The organism is Shewanella sp. DW31 (genome assembly GCF_015767295.1).
GTDB classification, from domain to species: domain Bacteria; phylum Pseudomonadota; class Gammaproteobacteria; order Enterobacterales; family Shewanellaceae; genus Shewanella; species Shewanella oncorhynchi.
On sequence record NZ_JADWMP020000004.1, the window covers coordinates 186,371 to 211,337 of the forward strand.

21 protein-coding genes are annotated in these 24,967 nt (G+C 46.4%); 10 read left to right on the forward strand and 11 right to left on the reverse strand.

The features are described from left to right. Positions 1-94: 94 nt before the first annotated feature. Positions 95-412, reverse strand: coding sequence for a N(4)-acetylcytidine aminohydrolase (yqfB, locus tag GWI56_RS05425; protein WP_113940516.1), 318 nt, complete (start codon positions 410-412; stop codon positions 95-97). A 338-nt stretch (positions 413-750) separates the two neighbouring features. Between yqfB and GWI56_RS05430 the strand changes: the two genes are divergently transcribed. Next, complete coding sequence (locus GWI56_RS05430) at positions 751-948, forward strand: DUF2986 domain-containing protein (protein WP_028759693.1); 198 nt, start codon at positions 751-753, stop codon at positions 946-948. Between the two features lie 243 nt (positions 949-1,191). On the opposite strand, the gene GWI56_RS05435 is transcribed toward GWI56_RS05430, so the two are convergent. Both GWI56_RS05435 and GWI56_RS05440 read right to left on the reverse strand, forming a co-directional pair. Continuing rightward, on the reverse strand, positions 1,192-2,733 hold the full coding sequence (locus tag GWI56_RS05435; RefSeq protein ID WP_198572334.1) for an MATE family efflux transporter: 1,542 nt from the start codon (positions 2,731-2,733) through the stop codon (positions 1,192-1,194). 45 nt (positions 2,734-2,778) lie between these two features. Further along, positions 2,779-3,636, reverse strand: a complete 858-nt coding sequence (locus GWI56_RS05440; RefSeq protein WP_028759691.1) for an ion transporter — start codon at positions 3,634-3,636, stop codon at positions 2,779-2,781. A 173-nt stretch (positions 3,637-3,809) separates the two neighbouring features. Between GWI56_RS05440 and GWI56_RS05445 the strand changes: the two genes are divergently transcribed. The 3 genes from GWI56_RS05445 (at position 3,810) to GWI56_RS05455 (ending at position 5,733) form a co-directional block, all read left to right on the forward strand. Beyond that, entirely contained in the window at positions 3,810-4,322 is a 513-nt protein-coding gene (locus GWI56_RS05445) for a L,D-transpeptidase family protein (protein ID WP_028759690.1), read from the forward strand. Between the two features lie 174 nt (positions 4,323-4,496). Beyond that, on the forward strand, positions 4,497-5,180 hold the full coding sequence (locus tag GWI56_RS05450) for a VOC family protein (protein ID WP_198572335.1): 684 nt from the start codon (positions 4,497-4,499) through the stop codon (positions 5,178-5,180). A 292-nt stretch (positions 5,181-5,472) separates the two neighbouring features. After that, a complete protein-coding gene (locus tag GWI56_RS05455; RefSeq protein WP_006081993.1) occupies positions 5,473-5,733 on the forward strand; it encodes a DUF5062 family protein in 261 nt (86 codons plus the stop codon). A 154-nt stretch (positions 5,734-5,887) separates the two neighbouring features. On the opposite strand, the gene GWI56_RS05460 is transcribed toward GWI56_RS05455, so the two are convergent. Together GWI56_RS05460 and GWI56_RS05465 are read right to left on the reverse strand one after the other, a co-directional pair. After that, positions 5,888-6,808, reverse strand: coding sequence for a M23 family metallopeptidase (locus tag GWI56_RS05460; protein WP_242068354.1), 921 nt, complete (start codon positions 6,806-6,808; stop codon positions 5,888-5,890). A 316-nt stretch (positions 6,809-7,124) separates the two neighbouring features. Beyond that, complete coding sequence (locus GWI56_RS05465; protein ID WP_198572336.1) at positions 7,125-7,997, reverse strand: 6-carboxytetrahydropterin synthase; 873 nt, start codon at positions 7,995-7,997, stop codon at positions 7,125-7,127. Between the two features lie 467 nt (positions 7,998-8,464). On the opposite strand from GWI56_RS05465, the gene GWI56_RS05470 reads away from it, so the two are divergent. After that, the gene (locus tag GWI56_RS05470) at positions 8,465-9,463 is read left to right on the forward strand and encodes a cytochrome-c peroxidase (RefSeq protein ID WP_105252705.1); all 999 of its coding nucleotides are present in this window, start codon (positions 8,465-8,467) and stop codon (positions 9,461-9,463) included. 142 nt (positions 9,464-9,605) lie between these two features. On the opposite strand, the gene yejK is transcribed toward GWI56_RS05470, so the two are convergent. Further along, the gene (gene yejK / locus GWI56_RS05475; RefSeq protein WP_006081997.1) at positions 9,606-10,634 is read right to left on the reverse strand and encodes a nucleoid-associated protein YejK; all 1,029 of its coding nucleotides are present in this window, start codon (positions 10,632-10,634) and stop codon (positions 9,606-9,608) included. A 77-nt stretch (positions 10,635-10,711) separates the two neighbouring features. Here yejK and GWI56_RS05480 point away from each other — a divergent pair, with 77 nt between their 5' ends. Together GWI56_RS05480 and GWI56_RS05485 are read left to right on the forward strand one after the other, a co-directional pair. After that, positions 10,712-10,930 (forward strand): YejL family protein, encoded by a 219-nt coding sequence (locus GWI56_RS05480; RefSeq protein ID WP_011847036.1) that lies wholly within the window; start codon positions 10,712-10,714, stop codon positions 10,928-10,930. A gap of 66 nt (positions 10,931-10,996) precedes the next feature. Beyond that, positions 10,997-12,784 carry a DUF3413 domain-containing protein gene (locus GWI56_RS05485; RefSeq protein ID WP_198572337.1) on the forward strand — a complete coding sequence of 596 codons (1,788 nt, stop codon included), beginning with the start codon at positions 10,997-10,999 and terminating at the stop codon, positions 12,782-12,784. 255 nt (positions 12,785-13,039) lie between these two features. On the opposite strand, the gene GWI56_RS05490 is transcribed toward GWI56_RS05485, so the two are convergent. After that, positions 13,040-14,146 (reverse strand): NADH:flavin oxidoreductase/NADH oxidase, encoded by a 1,107-nt coding sequence (locus GWI56_RS05490; protein WP_198572338.1) that lies wholly within the window; start codon positions 14,144-14,146, stop codon positions 13,040-13,042. Positions 14,147-14,263: 117 nt separating this feature from the next. Between GWI56_RS05490 and GWI56_RS05495 the strand changes: the two genes are divergently transcribed. Continuing rightward, the gene (locus GWI56_RS05495) at positions 14,264-15,130 is read left to right on the forward strand and encodes a LysR family transcriptional regulator (RefSeq protein ID WP_131523301.1); all 867 of its coding nucleotides are present in this window, start codon (positions 14,264-14,266) and stop codon (positions 15,128-15,130) included. Positions 15,131-15,212: 82 nt separating this feature from the next. On the opposite strand, the gene trmY is transcribed toward GWI56_RS05495, so the two are convergent. The 3 genes from trmY to GWI56_RS05510 all read right to left on the reverse strand — a co-directional run bounded on the left by trmY (position 15,213) and on the right by GWI56_RS05510 (position 18,250). Beyond that, complete coding sequence (gene trmY, locus GWI56_RS05500; RefSeq protein WP_028759682.1) at positions 15,213-15,809, reverse strand: tRNA (pseudouridine(54)-N(1))-methyltransferase TrmY; 597 nt, start codon at positions 15,807-15,809, stop codon at positions 15,213-15,215. A 651-nt stretch (positions 15,810-16,460) separates the two neighbouring features. Next, positions 16,461-17,528 carry an ATP-binding protein gene (locus tag GWI56_RS05505; protein ID WP_198572339.1) on the reverse strand — a complete coding sequence of 356 codons (1,068 nt, stop codon included), beginning with the start codon at positions 17,526-17,528 and terminating at the stop codon, positions 16,461-16,463. After that, positions 17,525-18,250 carry a response regulator gene (locus GWI56_RS05510; RefSeq protein ID WP_014611880.1) on the reverse strand — a complete coding sequence of 242 codons (726 nt, stop codon included), beginning with the start codon at positions 18,248-18,250 and terminating at the stop codon, positions 17,525-17,527. The genes GWI56_RS05505 and GWI56_RS05510 overlap by 4 nt, the downstream gene beginning before the upstream one ends. Before the next feature lie 165 nt (positions 18,251-18,415). On the opposite strand from GWI56_RS05510, the gene GWI56_RS05515 reads away from it, so the two are divergent. Beyond that, the gene (locus tag GWI56_RS05515) at positions 18,416-19,573 is read left to right on the forward strand and encodes an efflux RND transporter periplasmic adaptor subunit (protein ID WP_198572340.1); all 1,158 of its coding nucleotides are present in this window, start codon (positions 18,416-18,418) and stop codon (positions 19,571-19,573) included. Between the two features lie 16 nt (positions 19,574-19,589). Continuing rightward, the gene (locus GWI56_RS05520; protein ID WP_198572341.1) at positions 19,590-22,709 is read left to right on the forward strand and encodes a multidrug efflux RND transporter permease subunit; all 3,120 of its coding nucleotides are present in this window, start codon (positions 19,590-19,592) and stop codon (positions 22,707-22,709) included. A 465-nt stretch (positions 22,710-23,174) separates the two neighbouring features. On the opposite strand, the gene GWI56_RS05525 is transcribed toward GWI56_RS05520, so the two are convergent. Further along, a complete protein-coding gene (locus GWI56_RS05525; RefSeq protein WP_173496814.1) occupies positions 23,175-24,944 on the reverse strand; it encodes a flavocytochrome c in 1,770 nt (589 codons plus the stop codon). Positions 24,945-24,967: the final 23 nt, after the last annotated feature.

The window sequence follows — 24,967 nt, forward strand, 5'->3', positions numbered from 1 at the left end:
TTCAGCAATCTTCGACAACTTAATATGCCATTGAATTTGTAATAAAAAGGCTGCTGTGCGGCCTTTTTTATTTTACGAATTACGCTCTATACTTTTACTGCGGTAAAACCCTAAACTGGATCATAAACAATTGCTCAAGACCGGGATAAATTTCTGCAATCACATCACGTAACTGCGGCAACGTCATATTTTCTTGCTTAGCATGAATATCTGAGAGCTCAGTTAAGGTCACTGGCACGACATCAATAATATGGATATCACAAAACCAGCGGTCGGTTTCGAAGGTTGAAACGGGAAGCGTTTGACCTGCAATCACATGGGATTCCGTTTCATCACGCAATGTAATGGTTTTAGTGCCACTTAATATATCGTGCTCAAAGCGCTCAAAAAAAGTGATTTTAGTTAATAACACACATCTTCCTCGGCTCAGGATATGAGCAATAAAAGAACAGTAGAGTCAATTTTTCAAACTCATAATGCTAGGCAATATAATGGCTTTTGATCCACACTGACAGCCTATACCGCAGAATTTGCAGCATTTGTCGTGTGAAATACTAACAGCGCCGTTTAAGTCAAATTGTTATGCTAACGCCATTTAGCAAAACTAGTTCCCAAAGAGTAGCCGTTGTTTTCGACAAAATTCAGCAAAACATGGTCAGTTCGCTCAGATTGAGTTAGAATCCCGCCTCAATTGAGCCCTTGGCCTCATATTCCTGCGCGTAGCGGGTGCGAAACGAAATTAGAGACGTCATGAACAAGAAACAAAAGATCATCAAGAAAATAGCTAAACGCGCTAAGGCCAGACTGAATAAAGTCGACCCAGTGACTATCGGCTCACCTGCAAAATCAGGTTACATCTCTAAGGCTGATCGCGCAAAAATGGCGGCATCAGAAGCCGCGACTGAACAAGTCGAAGGCCAACAAGACACGCCAAGTATTGAAGAATAAGCAGTAACGAAGAATAAGAAGTTCAGCAGAATAGTCTTTTAGCGGCGTATTTTGGCATTGTTAGCTTAATTAAATGAAGTGCAAACGCCGTTTCAAACAAAATGCCACAAGCAATCTTGTGGCATTTTGTTTTTCAGCATTCCTATCATTAGCAGCTTTCTGACTTCTCCTCATTATTAAGAGCTCATCTTTATCTGCGTTCTTGCCCACAGCTTCTACACGGCGCAGCTAAGCCACATAACGTCAATTAGGCTTTTTACCCTCGTCTAAATAGGGTAATACAGGCTCATTCTCTTGCTCCTCCGTTAATTGCGCCATCTGCACGCACGAGGATGAAAGCGGATTGGTCGCACTCGGTAAGTTCTGTGCAACACAATTAGCGATTTCCTCTTCCTCACTCAGTACAACATTACGGGGGATAGCATTCGCAGCATCAAGATTAGGCGCGGCTGAAAACTGTGCCTGTGCCGCCACTTTATCCACTAAACGATAGGCAACCCACACTCCTAATGTACCAAACAAGATAGACCCTAAAATTTGCCCAATCAATACACCGTAAACACCGCCCCAAAGTGCACCAAAATACACAAAAGGCACAGTGCCTAAAGTGGCTTTACCTACGTTAAATAGCGTGGAATATTTGGCCTTGCCAAGGTTATTAAAGGACGCATTCGCCACGAATAAAATCCCAGAAAAGATAAAGAATACCGCAATATAACTGCAGAAAAAGTGAATAAGATCAGCGCTGTCGCCCTTCATATCAAACACACTGACCAAATGTGACTTAAGCATAAACAGCAACAAAGACATTACCAGCACATACACAGTACAAAACTGAATCGCCCGCGTTAAACTCTCACGTACTCGGTCAAACTGACCTGCGCCAAAGTTTTGCCCAACAATAGGTCCAATCGCGCCGGACAGTGCAAAGATCATCCCAAAGGCCACAGGGATCAAACGCCCTAATACTGCCCAACCTGCCACATAAGCGTCACCGAAATCGGCGATCGCTCGGGTCACAAAGGCATTTCCGATGGGAGTTGCCACATTGGTTAACATCGCAGGGCCTGCAATGGCAAAGATGGGCTTAAGATCGGCGACAAAATGTGCCTTATCGAAATGGCCTAACAACTTATGCTTAACCACCACACCGCGAGCGGCAATCACAAATACCGCCACCCTCGCTAAAACGGATGCCAATGCAGCGCCTTCAATCCCCATGGCGAACATGAAGATAAAAATCGGATCGAGTACAGCATTAACGCCGCCCCCCGCTAAGGTCGACATCATAGATAACTTTGCATCACCCACGGCGCGCAAAGCTCCGCCGAGCGCCATCGCAAGACAGATAAAAGGCAAGGAAGGCACGAGAATATACAAATAGCTCGCAGCAAGCTCTGCCGTATGACCACTCGCGCCTACTAAGGCAACTAGCTCAGGAATGAAGATGGTGACCACTGCCGCCACCAGCACACTGATCAGTGTCGTCACAACCGCGCTATTGAGTAATAAGCGCTTTGCCAACACCACCTCTTTTGCGCCAATCGAGCGAGACACTAAAGCGCCTAAAGCAATTGATAAGCCTATCCCAATGGACGTAGTGAAAAAGGAGATACTGCCCGCATAACCTACAGCAGCAGCAAGCTCATGCTCCCCCAATAAACTCAGGAAAAAGATATCCAGTAAATCCACGACAAATAAGGCAGAAATCCCTACCGCTGCGGTCGAACTCATCACTAAGATATGGCGTAATATGGGGCCTTCAACAAACTTGGCTTGCGTCATACGTGTCTTTTACCTACAAAAAATAAAAAGTGTTCGCCGAAGTCATCATGAAACGCCTTTATCAACGGGCACATCTAGACTATCTAACTCACATCCACAACGACTACAATACATGGCATCAATATCATGACCTGTCTTATGGCATTGATTACACGAGCGTAAATCTCGATGACGCCCTACTTCTTGGGATATCTCGGCGGTTAAAATCCCCGTTGGGATTGCGATAATCGAGTAACCAATCAGCATAGTAAAAGCCGCAATCGCCTGACCTAATCCGGTTTTCGGGGTAATGTCGCCGTAACCGACTGTAGTAATAGTCACAATTGTCCAGTACACAGATTTAGGGATTGAACTGAAACCATTATCAGGCCCTTCAACCACATACATTACTGAACTCAGTACCATAACGATCAAACTGACCGAGAAGAAAAACAAAAAAACCTTACGACTCGACTGCATCATCGCCCTAAGTAGAACATTTCCTTCACTCAAATAACGCAGTAATTTGAGTACACGGAAAATCCTAAACAGCCTAAGTATCCGGATAACTAAGGTAAAGTTAGCACCAGGGATCAGCAACGCTAGATAACTTGGCAATACCGATAACAAATCCACTAAACCATAAAAGCTGCGAGCATATAACACAGGATGAGTCGCGCAGTACAAACGTAGGCCATATTCAATCGTAAAAATAATGGTAAATACCCATTCCAACACAGAAATAAGCTGGCCGTATTCGCGATGGAATATCTCTACTGTGTCGAGGAACACTAAGCCGACACTCAACACAATACACACCATGAGGGCGATATCAAAATAGCGGCCAGCGGGAGTATCAGTGCCAAAAATAATGGTACGTAATTGACGTTTTAACGGACTTTCGGATTCGATATTCTCAGACATAAAAGCTTTTACTTCCTTGCAACAAACTGACTAACACAGGGATTACAGCATAAATATGCCACGAGTCTGCCATGCAATTGCACCTAGCTCAAAATTATCTACTCACAGTAGGATAAAATTGCGGTATGATGCCGAAAAAAAGCCAACAACCTGTGTTTATTTTCGAGGACTCCATGCGCGCCACCCTACTTTCCACATTGACATCTCTCACTGTGACTATCGCGGCTCTCGTTTCACCCGAATTACATGCCTCTGGCATGGGTAAAGTGGATCTGGTGGTGATCACTAAATCCGAATCCAGTATGGCTTTATTACGCGATGGCAAAGTGCTCAAACAATATCGCATCGCCATGGGTGACCTACCCGCTGGACACAAATTAAAGGAAGGCGATCAACGCACACCACAGGGGCGTTATACCCTAGATTATAAAAAGCCAGATAGTGCTTACTATAAATCAATCCATATTTCCTATCCTAATGAAGAGGATAAACTCAGAGCCAAAGCCTTAGGCATTAGACCCGGAGGCATGATCATGATCCACGGCCAAAACCCTAAGTCGTCACTGCCGCCAGAACAAGCCCAGCAATACAACTGGACTGACGGCTGTATCGCGATTACCAACGCCGAAATGGATGAAGTGTGGAAAGTGGTCGATGAAGGAACGCCGATTGAGATTTGGCCTTAATCTTAGCCAATATCCAGATGGCAAAATGCTAAATAGATCATTGAACGATATCAAACACGCCCAGCTTAATGGGCGTTTTTATTTAACCTTTTAAAGCATGATGTTAGTTGTAATAGTCTCAGTCATTTACTTAAGGGATAAAACTAACGCCAATAGAAATGCCTTGGAGTATTTATGCCTAAATTCAACAAGCCTGTTGCGCCGCACAGTACAAACCTCAGCTATGAGCAATTAATCCAAGGCTGGCCAGCCTTCGAAGCACAGATTTTAGCCTTGCTTGAAACCTTAGACTTAGCAGATAAAGCACTGGTTTGCGACCATGTCGCGCTGCGCGTCAATTCCATCGCCAGTGCCGATGCCATGCGCGACGCCTTTAGCCGCATAGGTAAAATCATTTCAGACAACATCATCAATGGCCGTACGATTCTGATCATCGAGCTAGACACGCCACTCACACTCGGTCAATTTAGCATTGCCTGCGTCGAGCTTCCCTATCCTAGTGATAAAGTTTATCCACAGGAAGGCTGGGAGCACATAGAATTAGTTATTGATTCTAAAGCCAAAGATTGCGATACCTTGAGCCAAGATTTACTGGTCTTATGTCCAACACTCCGCCCTTTACTCAACCTAGGACTGAGTTCATTGCCGCAATCTGAGCAGACAGTTGAATCAGAGCAGTCAAGATTACCAGACTTGCCATCCCTTGCTGAGATTAAGGTCAAGATGAGCTCGCCCAAAGGCGATAAAGAACGTTTAGCCAATCCAACTATCGCCTTTAAACGCGGCAATGTGTGCATTAAAGTGCATCCCCATGGCATAAAAGTGGTCATCGCGAGCGAACAAGTATCTGAATGTTAAGTCAGACTTAAACTCAAGCAGATAAAACTGAGCTTAGATTTTCATCTGCACTTGCCTTAGCTAAAACCTACGACAGTACCTGAGTTAACATCTGAGTTGATGACAATTTAATCAGATTCAATATTCTCGTTATTTTTAGGTTAGTTTTTTGGTGGTTTTGTCAAAAATCGCCAAAATTAAATCTAAAAAACAGCATATTTAGCGTAACTTAGGACATATAACTCGCAGATGCCATCAGGCACAAATTATCGTGTCCAGTAGATGGATGCTATGTGCAAACAGAGGATCGCCAATGAAGCCACACAAGAACGAAGCACAAATATTGAAGTTCGCCATGGAAATCGGCGTGGGCTATGCCAAAAAACGCGGATATGCAGACTTTGACAAAGGCATCTCACCCAAAGACAAAGTGGAATGCATTTACCGTTTATTGGTCACCGACAACTTAATCCAGCCACTGGCCAAAGATAAAGAAGATGGGCCAAACATGAAACACAAACTGATTTTATGGATCACCCGCCAACTGCCTGCTGATCATCCACTGTTGAAGTAATCTTTTTAGACGACTCGGTTAAAAATGATTATTGGCAAGCGGACATTTGAAGCTAGCCTAGAAAGAAGCCAACTCGCTAAGTGTTCCCGATATAGATCACCATTAAATGGCGCATCATTGCGCCATTTAAGTATGCCTAAACTGGATATCGAACCTAGCCCTTTTTGGCCGCTTTGTTGGCTTTCTCATTCGCCAGCACTGTTGCCATTGGCGGCACTATGGTTGTAGGGTCGAGGCGCATTTGATACCAGTTCACTCGCCAATCTAAGTGTGGACCATTTGCACGGCCTGTTGCGCCCACCTCTGCAACAGCTTGGCCTTGCTTAACCGCTTCACCCGCGTTGGCGTACAACTTACTCAAGTGCAAAAAACTCGAACTCACGCCATAACCATGATCGATCACCATAGTCCCGCCCGAATAAAACATGTCGGGAACAGACAGACTTATCACACCATCGGCGGGTGCTACCACGACAGTGCCGGTTTTCGCCGCCACATCCACACCAAAGTGTGGATTACCGGGTACATCATTATAAATACGTTGGCTACCATAAACCCCGGAAATACGCCCCGTCAGCGGCCAAATAAACTCCTGTAAAAAGGCCGTTTGCTCGCTAAATGTTGCCCGCGCCGCTTTCACCTGCGCCGTGTCTTTCGCCGCTCTTTCCTGCGCGACAGGATCAGGCTTCATAATCTTCGAGCTAATGCCCTTTACACTTTGAATATCGTACTCTCGCTTGGTTAAGGTTAAAGGCTTAACCTCAGTCAAACCATCGGGATAAACCAAGGTTAGCTGCTGGCTCAGTTCACCGTCACGATCAAAACCAAAGGCAAAATGACCATCAGGCGTGACCTTGATGGCTTCACCATTTAAGCTAATCTGAGTGCCCGCTGGCGCTTGACCCCGCATTAATGCGCCTTGCTCTAACTTACCCTGTAAACTCACCTCAGCTTGTACCTGAGGCGCAATGAGCACTAGGCCCAAAGTGAATAATGCCGATAAGCAGCGCACTGGATTTGAACTTAGGGGGGCTCCACCGTGAGATAAAAATTGCGATACTTTATTTCTCAACATCTTATTATTTTCCAGCATCTTAGTTTCCAATATCCTAGTTTCCAACATCTTCAAAAAATCCTGATCGAGGAGCAATAGGGATCAAGACCCACTAAATATATTCATCGCGACACAAAACGCAGCCAAATTCAATCAATGCCACGTTAACCTAACGCACCATAAAAATCGATTCTGCAAACCCACATCCCTGTCGTAATTTCAGTTCAGCCTATTCTAAAAACACACAAAAAAGCCCCGATAATCTACCGAGGCCTATTAAATCCGTGATTAAAAGGTGAATAGTTTAAGTCCATTCACTGATATCAGCTCGTAGTGCCTATCCCTTAACGACGATCGCGCCCTTGCCAACACCTTCAAACGCCACCACTTTAAACTGACTTCCTGGCACTTTAGCGACTAATGTCGTGGCAATATAATCGGCTAACAACTCAACCGTCGTGTCGTGGGGAATTAAATCACAGCATTCCTTTGGCATTGCCAATTGGAAATCCCCTTGGGGCGCTTGATAGTGAAAACCATAGTGGCTGTCATCGATTATCCGCGTTTGCGGCGAAAGATTAAGGGTCTTAACTGAAACCAAGTCCTCTTCACTGCCTAAATAAATATCGTGCCAACGTTTGGCCCAATACTCATCCCACTTAGGTGCTGGACTGCCATTTTCATAAACATGAATAGGACTACGATGTCCATGGGCGATACGCTGACAATTACCATCGTGTTTACGTAAACCATGGCTGTAATGGTAATAAGGCGTATCGAGGATTTCGTGTCTCAAGGTGAGCGTGATCCCTTCGACATTCTTAGGTAAAGCTTCGCGCAACGCTTTCTGTAAAAAGGCATTTACGCTGGGAATATCAATCTCTTCGGTCGGCACTAAGGCAAAGGCTTGGGAAGGACAGGCCAAATGAATTTCACCTAACTGACTATCAAAATCCATCCATACTCTATCGCCCTGCTGTTGCCATCGCACACTGCTGCAGGCCGTAGGCACTAATAAACGATGATCGGCCACCGCATCTATGGTTTGCTTGATCGTGCGTTTGACTTTAGCAAAATCGAGCACCATGTTTTGCTCGTCTAATCCGCCCTCTAGCAGAACATCAACAATCCAACTCTCCCCCACCATGCCGCGCTTTGGGCACAAATAGGAAAAATCGATCACAGTTAAATCTTTGACAAACAATTGCATTAACGCTCCTCGGCAGAAAAACAGTCCGCCTATGTAATTTTATAGCACCGCTTGGCGATGGCCGAGCATGCTAACTTGAGGCACTCAACATGAATGGAGATTCTAATCAATTCCGTCTATTGTCGCGACAAATGAATCCACTCGGCCCAATATTTTGTATCAGATGTTTGGATCAGATGTGTGTATCAGGTAGTCGAAAATCCAGCAATTCGACTCATTGCAACCATCAGGTACCTATAGGCAGAAAGCAACAATGCATCGACCTTGTCGATTAACAGATAAAACCTTAACAGAAATACCACTCAACCTAGCAAAATAACAACGTAAAAACAGCGAATTAGATCGCAAAAGCTTAATCCGCAACAGCGATAGACCCAATCGAAACAAAGCATTATCACTCAGCATTATTAACCGCTAGCATCCCTGTTAAACCATACAAAAACCAAGGTTATATAGGGAGAAATAAGATGACCAAACTTACATCTATCGCCATTTTCATCGCAGGTATGTTAGCCAGTACCCATGCTATCAGTGCAGAACCCATCGAAGTCATTACAGCAGCCAAGATCACTGAGCCTGAAAAAGTTGAATTAGGTAAAATGCTGTTCTTCGAACCCAGACTGTCTAAATCTGGTTTTATCTCTTGTAACTCTTGCCATAATTTATCCACTGGTGGTGTCGATGCTCTGCCAACGTCCATTGGTCACCATTGGCAGGAAGGCCCAATTAACTCGCCCACAGTGCTTAATGCCGACTTTATGCTGGCTCAATTTTGGGACGGTCGTGCCAGTGATTTGAAAGAACAAGCCGCGGGGCCTATCGCCAACCCGAAAGAGATGGGCTTTACCCATGAACTCGCAACTGAAACTATCGCCTCTATGCCCGCCTACCGAGCACACTTCGCCAAGGTATATGGCGATGAAAAAGTCACAATTGACCGTTTAACCGATGCGATTGCCACCTTTGAAAAAACCTTAGTCACCCCTAATAGCCCCTTCGATCAATATCTTCTGGGCAAGCAAGAGGCCATCAGCGCAAATGCCAAAGCGGGTTACCAACTCTTCAAGGATAAAGGCTGCGTGAGTTGCCATAACGGCCCCGCTGTCGGTGGAACCATGTATATGAAAATGGGACTCATCAAACCGTTCCACACCAATAACCCAGCAGAAGGCCGTAAGGGGGTCACAGGTAAAGAAGCTGATAAATATGTGTTTAAAGTGCCGACACTACGCAATATTGAACTCACCTATCCCTACTTCCATGATGGCAGCGTCTGGACCTTGGAAGAAGCGGTGAATACCATGGCAGACATTCAATTAGGGCAAAAACTCTCTGACCAAGAAGTGAAAGAAATGGTCGCCTTCCTTGAGTCCTTAACGGGCGATCAGCCGCAAATCACGCTACCTATTTTGCCACCATCGAATAAAGATACGCCACGTCCTGTGCCATTTAGCTCCAATAATTAACATAGGCAACGAGTCACTGACTAAGAAGTACTCACTTAGCATAGACACTAAGTCAGCGCGACTTAGTTAGCAAAAAGGCCGAGAGTAAAACTCTCGGCCTTTGGTTATTCTTTCGCTTAAAAAACGATGGATTAATTAAGTGCTATTCGCCTTTAAGACGACGATCAAGCTGATCTTTTAAGTTTGCTGGCACACCTTTGATTAAAATCGTGTCCGAGATGGGATCGTAAATCACCCGTTGGCCTAAGTGACCGCCGTCAAAACTTAACGTTACACCGCCACCCGTACCAGAAAACTTCTTCAATTGACGCAGGGTTGATTTGTCGGCCGGAAACTCTTCATCAAGATCATAACTGCCGCCACGGGCAAAATCATAGAAGGAGTCCATGCCTTGATCGGCTAACTCATCGGCCAAGTCTTTGATCTCAATGTCAGCGCCTTCATCGAAACGCTCACTACAGTATTCAAACACTTTATTGCGGCACTGCTGACGCTCGTCTTTCGTCAACTCACTGCTGGCAACAAAATCTTCAACCGCATTCATTAAGGTTTTGTTTTGCGCCTTAGTATTGACGCCTTCTACGCAACCCATAAAGTCGAGGAAAAAGTCAGCGACTTTACGTCCCGCACGGCCACGGATAAAGGAGATGTACTTGCGAGAATCCTTATCGGCTTGCCACTCAGTTAAATCAATACGCGCCGCGAGTTGGATGTTATTTAAATCCAAATGGTTATTTTGCGACAGTTCCATATCATCTAATACTGTCATTGACGACTTCGCACTTAATAAAGCCACAAACAAATAATCGCTGGTGATGCTGGTATAGCAAGACATCAACAGGAAACCGCCTTGACTGAAGTCGTACTTTGACAATTCTTCTTGCAGTAATTTACTGGCTTGACCGGAAAACTCCACAAACCCTAAATCACCGCCACGGTATTGAGTTAGCGCATTGGCAAAGGCGGGGTTCGCCTCACCGTCGTCACCATGGATACCAAAATAGCCAAAACCTTTACCGGCCTTTCCCGTATATGTCTGATGCAACTCGTCGAGCATCACCTCGACCGCCTGACCGTTCAGCAGAGGTTGAGGACGTAAACGGCAGCGTAATTGCCCCTGACTGTCCTGAGAAATCTCGTGAATAATTGCGTGTTCGATGTTAATACTCATAAGCCCTGATAGTGATACTGGGATAAATCCGCTATTATATGCCGCTAATCCATTCCAAAGTGAAACATTTTTTGATTATGGCAATCCAATCGAAATACTCAAACACCCAAGTTGAATCATTAATCGCCGAAATATTGGCTGTGTTAGAAAAGCATAAAGCACCGACTGACCTGAGCCTGATGGCATTGGGTAACTGCGTGACTAACCTGCTAGAACGTAAAGTGCCCAGCGAATCGCGCCAAGCCGTGGCCGAACAATTTGCAAAAGCACTCGCACAATCGGTTAAATCCCAGTAAGTTAACTGGGTAATAATCATCAAAAGAATATAAGATACAAGGCCTTTTAGGAATAAGCGGATCACTATGGTCGAGCGAAAAAAGCAAATGAGCCGCGATCGGGTTTCCCGGCTCATCAACTGGGGGCATTGGTTCGCCTTCTTCAATGGCTTATTAGCCATGATAGTCGGAAGCCGATACCTTGGCAGCGTAGGTTATCCAGAAACTTGGTATGGCTGGTTTTATCTGAGCGTCAGCACTATTGGTCAGTTTAGCTTTCTCGCCTTTATCGCCTATTTGATCTGCCTATTTCCACTAACCTTGATATTGCCCTATTCAAAGATATTAAGAGGTGTCGCGGCGGTGATCGCGACCCTAAGTCTTTGTATCTTATTGTACGATACCATTGTTTACGCCGATTACGGCATGCACTTGAGCCCCTTCGCCTTCGATTTAGCTTGGGCGGATCTCAATGCCCTGCTCCGTGGTACTTCTTATATCGTCACACCGCTGGCCATCATCGCCATTGAACTGACCATGGCGAACTTTTTGTGGAAACGCATAGAGAAAATCCAAAAACTCAATTTAGGCAATAAAGTTATCACCTTAGTGTGTATCTGTTTTATCAGCAGCCACTTGATCCACATTTGGGCCGATGCCGCCGATATCACAGAAATTACCCGTTTCGACGATACTTATCCTTTATCTTATCCCGCGACTGCTCGCTCCTTTATGGAAAGTCACGGTATCGATGGTTCATACCAAGGCGATGACGTCAATCACAACACCAGTGTACTCAGTTATCCAGAGCAGCCACTCACCTGCCAGGCCGATACGAAAATCAACGTGTTGATGATTACCATCGACAGTTTACGGGCGGATATGGTCGATGGCAAAAGCATGCCATTCCTACACCAATACACTGAAAATAATCAATCTTTTACCCAGCATTTCAGCGGCGGCAACCAATTTAGAACGGGCATGTTTTCGCTACTCTATGGCCTGCAAGGCAGTTATGGCGATGCGCGAATTTTTAATAGCACCAGTCCTTTACTGACCAGAAGCTTTCAACAAGCAGGCTATGAATTGGGGCTTTTCCTCCCAGAAACCAATCTCAATTTGCGTTCATCACAGGCGATGTTTAATGACTTTAATCCTGTCATAGCCAAAGAAACCAATGGCAGTGCCGATGCCGATTTGCACACAGTGGCCAGTTTTAACGAGTGGCACAGCATCCAACATAAACCTTGGTTGGCGCTCGTTAACTTAAAAGCGCCAGAAAATTTTGATACTCCCGTGGGTTTTCTGGGTATCGAAACAGTGAAAGCCAATACCGACCTGATGCCAGCGCAAAAAGTACTGTTTAATCAATATCGCCAATCTCTGTATTTTGTCGATCAACAACTCAAGGCAATACTGGCCAATGTGCCCAACGACACCTTAGTGATTATCACTGGGGTCAATGGCAAAATGTTCACCAGCAATAGTGATGAAGCTAATCGCAACCTGTCACCACAGAGTGTCAAAGTGCCATTAGTGATCCACTGGCCGAGTACGGGTGCTTCTAAGGTCAAATACCGCACCAGCCATTACGGCATTGCGCCGACTTTAATGACCCACGTGCTAGGTTGCACCAATAACACGACAGATTACAGCGCTGGCCGCAGCCTATTACAACCTGACAAAGAAACGTGGATCTATATAGGTGATAGCCGTATTTTTGCTATCTATCAAGAAGCAGAAGTGACAGTGATTGACCGCCACGGTAAATATCGTATTTACGATGAAAACTATGAACATAGGCTCAATAAAAAAATGAGCGCGCCTGAATTGATTGAAGTGATGCGTGAAGGTCGACGCTTCTATAACCACTGAGCTTCATCATCTTAGTTAAAAAAGCCCCATTCCTACAGGATTGGGGCTTTTTTATTCCCTGGCGACGGGATGAATACGAAATGCACGAAGCTTGGATTTAACTGCGTGGGTTGAAGGGCTGCGTGGCCATTATCTTGAAGCTAGTCTCTTGTAGCTAGTCTCTTATGATGGACCTTACCTGCCACTAAAGCCAAAAGCCGCTATCTTTAGATAACGGCTTTTTAAGGCTTAGGCTTAAATCAACTCACTCTACAATCAATCGGCTTTAACCGTAGAGTAGCGGGCTAACCAATGGGCGTAGGAAGCGGGTAATACCCAAGATGGGCGCTCAATTTTCAAGGTTTGCGCCGCTTGATATGGCCAATGTGGATTCGCTAAAAACGCTTTACCTATCATCACTAAATCCATTTGTTCATCTTCAATGGCCGCATTGGCTTGATGTGGATCATCCATACCCCAAGAAGTCGCAACGGGGAACCCCACTTCTTGACGAACCCGCGCTGCAATAGGCGCCAAAAATGCAGGACTCCATGGAATATTTGCCGTTGGGGTCGAGAAGCAAATGCTGACGTTCAGCATATCGAGCCCCGCTTGCTTAAATTGCTTCACCAAGGCTATCGATTCCGTCAGTGTTTCTTCATCTTTATGGTCGAATTCAATCACGCCAAATCGCGCCGTTAAGGGTAAATGCGATGGCCAAACGTCTCTTACCGCGGCAATGGTTTCTAACAAAAAGCGCCCCCGCCCTTCGGCACTGCCACCATATTGGTCGGTGCGTTGATTAGCATAGGTTGAAAAGAAACTTTGGGCTAAATAACCGTGGGCGAAATGCAGTTCTAACCATTCAAATCCTGCGGCTAAAGCACGCTTTGCTGCCGCCACAAAGTCGGCTTTAACCCGCTCAATGTCCTCAATCGTCATAGCGGTAGGCACTTTAGGTAAGTTTGCGCCAAATGCGACAGCTGATGGTGCAATCGGTTGCCAACCTCGCGCGTCATTATCGGCAATATGGTCATCCCCTTCCCACGGGATATTGGCACTCGCTTTACGGCCTGCATGACCAATCTGAATGCCTGCAACAGCACCCGCATTTTTAATCGCACTAGCCACTTTTGCTAAGCCTTGGGCTTGTTCGTCATTCCATAACCCAAGGCATTTGGGGGTAATACGTCCTTCAGGAGAAACCGCTGTGGCTTCAACCACAACAAGACCCGCTCCGCCTCGTGCCAGGCCAGTGTAATGTACCTGATGCCAGTCGTTGATGAGTCCATCTGTGGCTTGGTATTGGCACATGGGTGCAACGGCAATACGGTTTTTGAGGGTGATGTCTTTAAGTTTGAAGGATGAAAATAGATCGGCCATGGTGTTTCCTGTGTCTATTAAGATCAAAAGGTATTTTAATACTGAATGACGACAGACTAGTCTTATCGTGCCATAATTAAAAGCACGTACAGATTATAGATTTGATAAATTTTACTTATGATAAATCCACAATGGTTACACACCTTTAGCGTTCTGGTCGAGAAAGGCAATTTCACCCGCACCGCCGAAGCCATAGGTATCACCCAAGCGGCCGTGAGTCAGCATATCAGTCGCTTAGAAGAAACCTACGGCACACTGTTTTTACGCCGCACCCGCCAGCTTGAAATCACTCCCATTGGGGAAAACCTGCTGACCTACGTCAAAGAAGTTGAATGCGCGCAAAAGCGCTTACAGCAGAAACTGATCCATGATGATGCCAATGTCGGTGATATTAGCCTTATCACTCCAGGTAGCATTGGTTTAACGCTTTTTCCATTATTAATCGAATTACAACAAGCCTTTCCGGCGTTAAGTATTCGCCACCGTTTTGCCCCTGACAGTGAGATAGTGGCCTCAGTGTTGGCCAATGAACATGAAATCGGCATGGTAACCTTAAAACCTTCCGATCCTCGTATTCACAGCACACATTTTACCGAAGAGCCGCTTGAACTTGTGGTACCTGCAAGCCATAAACAACATGAATGGGCTGATTTACAACGGCTAGGGTTTATCTCCCATCCCGATGGTGAGGCTATGGCGACTCGGCTGCTTAGCCGTAAATATCCAACTCACCCCGGCATTCAAGAGATCCCCTGCAAAGGATTTACCAACCAAATCAGCCTCATTCTCGAACCTGTCGCAAAAGGGCTAGGATTTACGGTTATACCGCAATACGCCCGCAAAGCCTTTGAACGACAAGAAGATATCTATGTTGTGGAATGTGGCAGCCAAGTTGTAGACACCATTTGGCTTATCCACCGCGCGGAATGGCCCTTGTCACGCAGAGCCCAAAAAGCGATTACATTTTTAAAGGGGAAAATATAAAACCCCATTAAAAAATGGGGCTCGATACACACGTTACCACAGGAATAGTCAGCGTTAGCAACGGATACAGAAGACTCAGAGGCTATTGATTGATATCCAATTCATTATGGATCAATACCACGCACTGAGAAGCAAACAGCATCTTTGGCCCTAAGCTGATCTTTTGCGCGCCGAGTCGTTTCAAGGTATTAAAACTTTTCTTCGGCATAGGAATATGATCGGTCAGTAAAAAGCACGGATTACCCACAAATTCTTGCTCACGGATTGATGTACCCTTCTTATCCATCATAAACAATTGATAATCCACCGCGAGGTCCTGTACCAGCTTTTCAAAACTGATAGTGCTAACACTGATGCCCTCGTCAACAACACGGGTTTGCTCCTTCGTCATACCCCGAGAAATATCTAAGGCTTTGGCAATTTTAGTGAGCAAAGCTTGCTCGTGAAAACCACCAATATGGCAAATATTTCGAGTATCGAAGCAGATAGTGCGGGAAAAATCATGGGTACTTTCTAGCACCAAATAAACGACAACATCGTTTCGATGGGACTGAGCCACAAAGATAGTGTTCATCAGGGTATGAGCTAAAATCTCGGTATGCGCCTCTTGGCCGACAGAAGCCAAAAACAACTGACTGTCAGTAGGTGCTGATCTTGCTCGTAAAACAAACGCGCGCATAGGTAAATGTCCTACTCAATAATGTCTTAAATGCTAAATGGCGGATGCATATAATTTGTGAAATTAACGATTTCACCTTAAAAATTTTTGCCTTTGGCTGTACCCAAATCAGCCTAATCACTCGAACTTGAACCTTAGTCGCAAGCAGCGTTAGTCATATCGGCAGCGAAAAGGTATAAAAAACAAAACCCGTATAGCAATGCTAACACGGGGTTTTGTTTTACTTAACTGCTGGTTATTTTAATGATTAAAACAAACTAACAATTAAGCATCTAATTTGGTCGGTATGAGAGGATTCGAACCTCCGCCCCCTGACACTCTATAACAGTGAACAGCTTAATCATAACCTGCTAAATTTAAACATAAATCATGTAATTTTACACGTTTTAATTACCTCAAAAATTTATGTACAGTTACACGAAAATGCGATATCAAGGCTGCAAGTACAACAAATTGAGTGTATTCAAACAAAATAACATCCCATTAGTTGTAATCAATATCGGATAACAACCAAAGGGATCTAGGGAATACCTACAATCCCTGCATTTTCCCGATTCAGCAATGTGCTCTGGCGTGATACGTGCAGGAATCACTCAGCACGTCACCGTTCATATAGATAATTCCAGTATCAGGATGTAGTTAAGGGGAGCCTTAACTTGCCTTAACAGGCCAAGAAAGGACAAATATTGTTCCTCCACGACCCGATTGCTGGCAAACCACGTGGCCGCCGTGAGCTTCAGCAATTGTTTTAACCACTGCGAGACCGAGTCCACTGCCACCACTTTTTCGAGAGCGAGACGGATCAACTCGGCGAAATGCCTCGAATATGTAGCTTGCTGCTTCATCAGGAATACCTGGGCCTTCATCTTCTACGGTTAGATAACAGCTTGCCCCCACGCTATAGAGTCTTACAGTCAAAGTGCCAGGATCAGCATGCTGGCGTGCATTTTCCAGCAGCGCCATCAGCGCTTGACATATTCGTATAGCATCACAGTAAACTTTAAGTCTTGTATCGAGTTCCTGCTTCAGTATGAGTCCCTTAGCGTCTAACACCGCAGCGAAAGTCTCAATAACTGCACTTAACTCCTCTGCTAAACAGACCTCATCCCGCTGTAATTCTAGATGACCACTGTCATTGAGGCTCAGCACTCGTAAATCTTCGATCAGGTGATTAAGGCCTTCAACCTGCCGTAACAGACCTTCAAAGAGCTCACTACTGGGGCTAAAAACGCCTTCCGCTAACCCCTGCAACCGACCACGCAGAATGGTGACTGGGGTACGAAGTTCGTGAGCGATTGCCGCGTTCCAAAACTCCCGTTCGCGAGTCATATACTCTAGGCGCTCGGCCATAGCATTAAAGTCACTCACCAGTTGCGCCGTCTCCCCCATCGCATGTTGGTCCATTCGCGCCCGCGCGTTGAGCTTGCCTTGGGCGACTTCGCGTAGGCTATATGCCACAGAGTTAAGAGGAGTAAGAATGCGCCGTGACAGGCGAATGGCAACAAATAGCGCCATCCCCAATGCGGCTATGATAGTGCAAACTATCCATAGCATTTCCATCTGAGAAGGCATCCAGGTTTCAGATATACTGCCTGGCAGGTAGGCCACTGCAATGGCATAGAATACATAGGAGCCAAACACTGACAGGAAAATGATGCCTAATGTCATTACCGCTAGGGACTGGATAATTTGCCTGCGCAAACCCGGTGTTTGCCTCATACTTCACCACCAAAGCGATAGCCAACCCCCCAGACACTGAGCGGCACTCCTTGAATATCGAGGGCTTCAAGCTTTTTACGTAGCTTACTGATATGACTGTCTACCGTTCGTTCCTGAGTATCGCCCTCAGGCAAGCAATTAATTAACAGCTCCTCACGGCTAAAAGCACGTTTCGGTGTACGCATCAAGCAAGCGAGCAGTTTGAACTCGGTCAAGGTCAGATCCAGAGCCTGCTGCTGACCGTTACAGATTACGCTAGCCTCGTGGCTGTCTAAGTCGATTTGGAACTGGCCGACGCGCAACATTTTATTTATAGGCGTGTTAGTGCGGGCGCGTCGCAGTACCGCCTGCACCCTAGCCACCACCTCGGCGGGATTGAATGGTTTAACCACGTAGTCGTCAGCACCGAGGCGTAACCCCATTAATTTATCGATATCCTGATCAAGCGCGGTGAGCATGATCACCGGCGTGTCACCACGGGAGCGAATTTCATTCAGTACATTCCAGCCATCGAGATTAGGCATCTGTACATCGAGCAGTAATAGATCGGGCTTAAATGTTTGGTGCATGGCTAACGCTTGGATACCATCGATAGCGTGTTGAGTTCGCAGCCCACTGCGCTGCAAATAAGCAATAAGGATATCGGCAATCTCTGCTTCATCCTCTGCAATTAATACCAGTGCCGAAGTCATAGAACTTACGGATGCATTGAGATTAGACATGGATTGCCCCAACATTAAAATGGTTGAACTTTATCACCCCCTCCATACATTCTCCACAATGTCTCGAATTATTCGCAATAGTGACTCGTCATAATTCAGCATTAGTTCTCTAGCGTTTGATAAAACGCCATTAATGAGATCGCTGTACATTGAGGAGAGTAGATTATGTACATCAAACAGCGACACTTAAGTTTTGTGTTAGTAGTAGCAATTGCCGTGTTGGGATTGGTTGGTTGTGATTCAGCGGTACAGGATGAAGAGACAACTGCTCCGGTTCAAGTGTCAGTAATGACATTAAAAAATGAAGAACTATTGGTGACTAAAGATCTGCCCGGTCGTGTCGCTGCGGTTCGCAGCGCTGAGATCCGCGCGCAAATTAGCGGCATAGTGCAAGGTCGTCTCTTCGAACAGGGCGCCGAGATAACATCTGGCACTGTGCTGTTCCAAATAAATCCAGCACCATTTAAAGCGGATGTCGATATTGCTGCGGCAGCGTTACTGCGTGCCGAAGCGGTATGGGTTCGGGCTCGTCAAGAAGCCGATCGCTTGGCCTCTTTGATACAAACCGAGGCCGTCAGCCAACAAATGTATGACGATGCTATTTCCCAGCGCGATCAGGCTGCCGCGGATGTAGCCCAAACCAAAGCGACGCTGGCACGGCGTCAGTTAGATCTACAGTTTGCCAGCGTCGAGGCACCAATCTCCGGACGTATAGATGAAGCATTAGTGAGTGAAGGTGCATTGGTCTCACCCACCGATACCACACCCATGGCGAGGATCCAACAAATCGACCAAGTGTACGTTGATGTACGTTTGCCAGCATCAATGTTGAAGGCGATGCGTCAGCAGGCCAACTCTGGAGCCCCGGAGTTGGCTGTTGAGATCCTTAGCAGTAGTGGCGAGCCTCTTGGCATGCAAGGGCATATCTTATTTTCCGGCATTCAAGTAGATGCAGGTACTGGCGATGTACTGCTGCGCGTACTGGTAGATAACCCGCAGCATCGTCTGTTACCCGGTCTTTACGTAAAAGCTCGCATTCCACAAGCTTACTATCCTACGGCTCTGAACGTGCCTCAGCAGGCAGTGACTCGCAAGGCTGGTCAATCACAAGTGTGGGTGCTTGATGGGCAAGCTAAAGTGCAACCTGTGGCCGTTAAGGTCGATGAATTGGTGGCAGGTCGCTATCACGTAGTATCCGGCCTAACCGCTGGTCAGCAGATAGTTGTTGAAGGCATCGAACGCCTAAGCCCAACTGCGCAGGTCGTCGCGCGCCCTTGGCAACCTACTATTGCTAATCAGCAACTTAGCGCTGTCGTGCGCTAAATTTGGAGAAGTCGCCATGCCGCAGTTTTTCATCAACCGCCCAGTATTTGCTTGGGTGATAGCCTTATTTATCGTACTGATTGGCGTCATCGCCATTCCACAGTTACCCATATCCCGCTACCCATCAGTGGCACCCGTGTCGGTGAGCATTTATGCCGCTTATCCAGGAGCCACGCCACAGACACTTAATGACTCTGTAGTAAGCCTTGTCGAGCGCGAATTGTCAGGAGTGAAGAACTTACTCTACTTCGAATCATCAGTTGACAGCTCGGGCAGTGCACAAATAACCGCCACATTCAAGCCGGGCACTGATGCGGAACTAGCCCAAGTTGATGTGCAAAATCGTATTAAGGTTGTCGAACCACGCCTACCTCAAGTTGTACGGCAGAGCGGTCTGCAGGTTGAGTCGGCCGCTTCAAGCTTTTTGATGATGATTGGTATGACATCTCCAAACGGCCAATTCGACGAAATCGCGCTAAACGACTATTTAGCACGCAATATTGTCGAGGAGCTGCGCCGAATCGACGGTGTTGGTCGCGTGCAATTATTCGGTGCCGAGCAGGCTATGCGCGTCTGGGTCGACCCGAATAAACTCACCGCCTATGGCCTGACAATGAACGACCTTGCTACAGCTATCGAGCAGCAGAACGCACAAATAGCCCCAGGGCGACTCGGTGATGAACCTGTCTTACAGGGACAACGACTGACGGTTCCCCTAACAGTGCAAGGACAACTCAGCACACCCGAGGAGTTCTCTGCTATCGTCCTACGTGCCGGTACCGATGGCGCAAAATTGGTGCTCGCAGATGTGGCTCGGGTCGAGCTGGGCGCTCAGTCCTATGGTTTTTCTAACCGTGAGAATGGTGTGGCGGCGACCAGTGCTGCTATCCAGCTCTCGCCAGGAGCCAACGCTGTACGCACAGCTTCTGCGGTACGTGAACGTCTAGCCGAACTGGCGCTGAGTATGCCTGCTGGCATGAACTACTCAGTGCCATTCGATACCGCCCCCTTCGTCAAAGTGTCTATCGAAAAAGTAATCTATACCCTGTTTGAAGCTATGGCGCTGGTATTTATGGTGATGTTCCTGTTCCTGCAGAACCTGCGCTACACACTTATACCAGCTATCGTCGCGCCCATAGCACTACTCGGTACCTTCGCGGTGATATTACTTGCAGGCTTCTCAATCAACTCGCTGACCATGTTCGGCATGGTGCTGGCCATTGGCATTATTGTTGACGATGCTATTGTGGTGGTGGAAAACGTTGAGCGACTGATGGCTACCCAAGGACTGTCGCCGCGGGAGGCAACCTCACAGGCGATGAAGGAAATTACTGGCGCGGTGATCGGTATCACGCTAGTGCTGACCGCAGTATTCATCCCCATGGCCTTCGGTAGCGGCTCAGTGGGAGTGATCTATCAACAGTTCACTTTGTCGATGGCGGTGTCTATTCTGTTTTCGGCCTTCCTCGCACTGACCCTAACGCCAGCACTATGCGCCACGCTACTGCGCCCAGTTAGTGCTGATCACCATCAAAAAGGCGGTTTCTTCGGAGCCTTCAACCGTGGATTTGAACAACTCACCGCAGGCTATAGTGCACGCGTAGCACGATTGGTTGGACGCAGTGGACGTATGATGGCGGCATTTGCCGTACTCTGCGCAGTGCTGATCCTCGCTGCAGGGCAATTGCCGTCGTCCTTTCTACCAGAAGAGGATCAAGGCTATTTCATGACCTCCATCCAATTACCCACAGGCGCTACCAGCGAGCGCACGCTGGATGTGGTCAAAGCCTACGAGGCGCACGTCGCATCGCGCCCAACGCTGGATGCAAATATGGTAGTGCTGGGCTTTAGCTTTGCAGGCTCCGGCCCCAATGCAGCCATGGCCTTCACTATGCTCAAAGATTGGGATCAGCGTAATGGTGCTACGGCTGCCGAAGAAGCGGCACTGGCGCAGCAAGCTATGGCTGATAACGTCGAAGGCACAGTGATGACCATGATGCCGCCAGCCATCGACGAGCTGGGCACATCCTCCGGTTTCACTCTGTTCCTGCAGGATAGAGCTAACCGGGGCGAGGCTGCATTGATAGCTGCACAGACACAATTGCTGGCACTGGCTGCGCAGAGCGAGGTGGTCAGCGATGTCTACCCAGATGGCCTACCGCCCGGTGAGAGCATTAGCCTGAATATCAATCGGTCAAAAGCCGAGGCTATGGGTCTGTCCTTCGCCGCGGTCAGCAGCACACTTTCGGCGGCCATGGGATCACTGTATGTCAATGATTTCCCAAATAATGGACGTATGCAGCAGGTCATACTGCAGGCCGACGCTACGGCACGAATGCAATTGGACGACGTGCTCAGCCTGCGCGTGCGTAATTCAAGTGGTGGCATGGTGCCTCTACGGGAAGTAGTGACGGCTGAATGGAAAGAGTCGCCGCAGCAAATGATGCGCTTTCAGGGCTTCCCGGCTATGCGTATTTCCGGGGGTGCGGCAGCTGGCGTTTCCAGCGGCGCAGCGATGACCGAGATGGAACGCTTAGTGGCGCAATTGCCGCAAGGGTTCGCGGTAGCGTGGACGGGGGCATCATTGCAAGAGCGCCAATCGGCGGCGCAGGCACCGTTGCTAATGTTGCTGTCCGCTCTGGTAGTATTTCTGGTACTCGCTGCGTTGTACGAAAGCTGGTCGATCCCACTGTCGGTGATGTTGGTCGTGCCGCTGGGTCTGCTGGGCGCGGTAACGGCAGTAATATTGCGTGATATGCCTAACGATGTGTTCTTCAAGGTAGGAATGATCACCATCATCGGTCTATCGGCAAAAAATGCTATCCTCATCGTCGAGTTCGCCCGCCAATTGCATGCCGAGGGCCATACGCTGATAGATGCTGCAGTGACCGCTGCACGCCTGCGTCTGCGTCCAATTCTGATGACGTCACTGGCATTTACTCTCGGAGTGGTACCCTTAATGCTTGCGAGCGGCGCCAGCGCAGAAACTCAGCATGCTATCGGTACTGGCGTATTCGGTGGCATGCTCAGTGGCACCTTGCTGGCAATATTCTTCGTACCGGCGTTTTTTGTCTTTGTCATCGGCACCCAAGAGCGCTTGAGTGCCTGGCTTGCGCGGCATAATACTGCCAAATAGCCTCACCCGCTTTGATGCTCTGTAGGAAAGTCTACCAACACAATCCTATTGAGCATTAAAGCTGATCAATATATGTGTAATAATTTTAAACGCTGGAAATGTAGGTTCAGTGATAGTAATCGTTACTGCGTATCCGGCTTAAGGTTCCGACGTTCAAATCTGTAATTGGTTCTCTAAGAAGTGGTGCAATGCTGGACTCGCCTACAGTGTATTATTCGATTCATGGAAAGAGTAAGTACATTTCGCCAATATTCCCGCGCTATTTAAAAAGATGAAGCCATCGAAAAGTGAGCAAAATCCCTGATATCTAATGCTGCCGACAAATAAAAAAGAGAGGCTACATTAGCCTCTCAAAAATAGCAGGGGAGCACTTTAACTCAAGCAATAATTTTATTGCTAATATTTACGATGAATAAAACTTGAGATGTTGTGAGAGACAATAACGAGTCTCTCACTGATTTAGCGTTACTTTGTATTTAGAGCATGTTTAGCAGCATTTGTCCCTGCGATTTTACCAAAAATCACAGTATCAGCGACAGCGTTACCACCCAGTCGATTATACCCATGAACACCACCAGTCACCTCTCCCGCCGCAAATAAACCTTTGAGCGGTTGGCTTTGTATATCGAGTACTTCAGCTTTAGTGTCAATGGCAACTCCCCCCATAGTATGATGGATGCCAGGAGCAACTTTTACGGCATAATAAGGAGATTTTTCTATTGATAGCGGCATCTGCTCACGGTTAAATGCCTCATCTTTACCCTGTTTGAAATAATGGTTGTAGTTTGTGATAGTTTTGTCTAAAACACTTGGGGTCATTCCTGTTATTTTTGCAAGCTCTGCAACAGTATTGGCCTTTTCAAGCATTTCTAAATGATCATACCCCTGAACCATTTTAGCTTTTTTATATAATTCATTATCAAATACTAGCCAAGCATATTGTTCAGGCTGTTTTAGAATGGCATCGGAGGCTTTATCTCGAGTCGTTAATTCATTGATAAAGCGATTGCCTTCTTTATTAACCATTATGGCCCCGACACCTCGAACCGTTTCTGAAATTAATATACGGCTATCTTTTCCTACTGTTGGATGTGTCTGGATCCAATCAATATCAGTCATACTTGCACCGACTGCTTTAGCAAGTTCAATACCATCCCCAGTTGAAGTGATATTATTTGAACTTGTCATGCCTTTAAATGTAGGGCGATAAAAAGCAATCATTTCTTTGTTAAACCCATAACCACCTGTGGCTAAAACAACCGACTTAGCTGCAACCATATAGTGACCAGAGTGCTTACCGTGGATGACAACACCCACAATTTTTTGTTCATCATCAACAACCAATTTAACAACTTTGGAGTTGAGTCTTGTATCAACCCCTTCTTTATCCGATGCTTTTCTTAGTACATCAATAATATGTGGACCAACACTTAAACCACCAGATGGACGATGTGTTCTATCGACTCTAGCGCCGCCAGAGCGTTTTAAATCATCCATATTGGCGCCCAAAGATTCTAACCATTTAATGCCATCAGCCGATTGCTCCGCTAATATTTGTACCAATTTAGGGTCGTTAGCATATCGACCGCCTTTCATTGTATCTTCGACATACCATTCGATTTTATCATCGACTTTATGATCTTTTTGCTGAACTGTACCCACAGCATTATACCCGCCTGCGGCGAGCATAGAGTTACCACCACTAAATGGTGCTTTATCAAGCAATATAACGTTAGCCCCCGCCTTTTTAGCTGCAATCGCAGCATTAAACCCAGCACTACCGGCTCCAACAACAATCACATCCGTTGTTTCTTTAGGACCTGCAGCTATCGCTTTATTTATTGCTTCATTATCCCAACCTTTGTCCCACGGTTCTTTGGATTTTGCTTTATTAAAAGGCATGTCGAGCCCTTTAAATGAATGACATTCATTACAATATAATTTTGGTTGTTCATGTCCTTTATGACAAGACGTACAATTAATATCACCTAAGTGTGAAGAATGTGGGTCAATTTCTAGTTTGGGATTTGCTAGTTTTCCATAATCACCATGACAGGATTTACATTGTTTATTTTCAAATGTCTCGCTATCGCTCACTTTATTGGGTGCTGTATGGCAGGTTTTACAACCATTAACATCTTTATGGAATGATGCTAAATCATTTTTATTATCAGCAGCCCATGATGACGCCGTTAAAATCGAACAGACAATAATACTCAAGTATTTTATCTTCATGCAATTCTCCAGTTTTTATTTTG

Coding starts and splice junctions, on each gene's coding strand:
- GWI56_RS05430 (WP_028759693.1), top strand. CDS start 751: ATGAACAAGAAACAAAAGATCATCAAGAAAATAGCTAAACGCGCTAAG.
- GWI56_RS05435 (WP_198572334.1), bottom strand. CDS start 2,733: ATGACGCAAGCCAAGTTTGTTGAAGGCCCCATATTACGCCATATCTTA.
- GWI56_RS05440 (WP_028759691.1), bottom strand. CDS start 3,636: ATGTCTGAGAATATCGAATCCGAAAGTCCGTTAAAACGTCAATTACGT.
- GWI56_RS05445 (WP_028759690.1), top strand. CDS start 3,810: ATGCGCGCCACCCTACTTTCCACATTGACATCTCTCACTGTGACTATC.
- GWI56_RS05450 (WP_198572335.1), top strand. CDS start 4,497: ATGCCTAAATTCAACAAGCCTGTTGCGCCGCACAGTACAAACCTCAGC.
- GWI56_RS05455 (WP_006081993.1), top strand. CDS start 5,473: ATGAAGCCACACAAGAACGAAGCACAAATATTGAAGTTCGCCATGGAA.
- GWI56_RS05460 (WP_242068354.1), bottom strand. CDS start 6,808: ATGTTGAGAAATAAAGTATCGCAATTTTTATCTCACGGTGGAGCCCCC.
- GWI56_RS05465 (WP_198572336.1), bottom strand. CDS start 7,997: ATGCAATTGTTTGTCAAAGATTTAACTGTGATCGATTTTTCCTATTTG.
- GWI56_RS05470 (WP_105252705.1), top strand. CDS start 8,465: ATGACCAAACTTACATCTATCGCCATTTTCATCGCAGGTATGTTAGCC.
- yejK (WP_006081997.1), bottom strand. CDS start 10,634: ATGAGTATTAACATCGAACACGCAATTATTCACGAGATTTCTCAGGAC.
- GWI56_RS05480 (WP_011847036.1), top strand. CDS start 10,712: ATGGCAATCCAATCGAAATACTCAAACACCCAAGTTGAATCATTAATC.
- GWI56_RS05485 (WP_198572337.1), top strand. CDS start 10,997: ATGGTCGAGCGAAAAAAGCAAATGAGCCGCGATCGGGTTTCCCGGCTC.
- GWI56_RS05490 (WP_198572338.1), bottom strand. CDS start 14,146: ATGGCCGATCTATTTTCATCCTTCAAACTTAAAGACATCACCCTCAAA.
- GWI56_RS05495 (WP_131523301.1), top strand. CDS start 14,264: ATGATAAATCCACAATGGTTACACACCTTTAGCGTTCTGGTCGAGAAA.
- trmY (WP_028759682.1), bottom strand. CDS start 15,809: ATGCGCGCGTTTGTTTTACGAGCAAGATCAGCACCTACTGACAGTCAG.
- GWI56_RS05505 (WP_198572339.1), bottom strand. CDS start 17,528: ATGAGGCAAACACCGGGTTTGCGCAGGCAAATTATCCAGTCCCTAGCG.
- GWI56_RS05510 (WP_014611880.1), bottom strand. CDS start 18,250: ATGTCTAATCTCAATGCATCCGTAAGTTCTATGACTTCGGCACTGGTA.
- GWI56_RS05515 (WP_198572340.1), top strand. CDS start 18,416: ATGTACATCAAACAGCGACACTTAAGTTTTGTGTTAGTAGTAGCAATT.
- GWI56_RS05520 (WP_198572341.1), top strand. CDS start 19,590: ATGCCGCAGTTTTTCATCAACCGCCCAGTATTTGCTTGGGTGATAGCC.
- GWI56_RS05525 (WP_173496814.1), bottom strand. CDS start 24,944: ATGAAGATAAAATACTTGAGTATTATTGTCTGTTCGATTTTAACGGCG.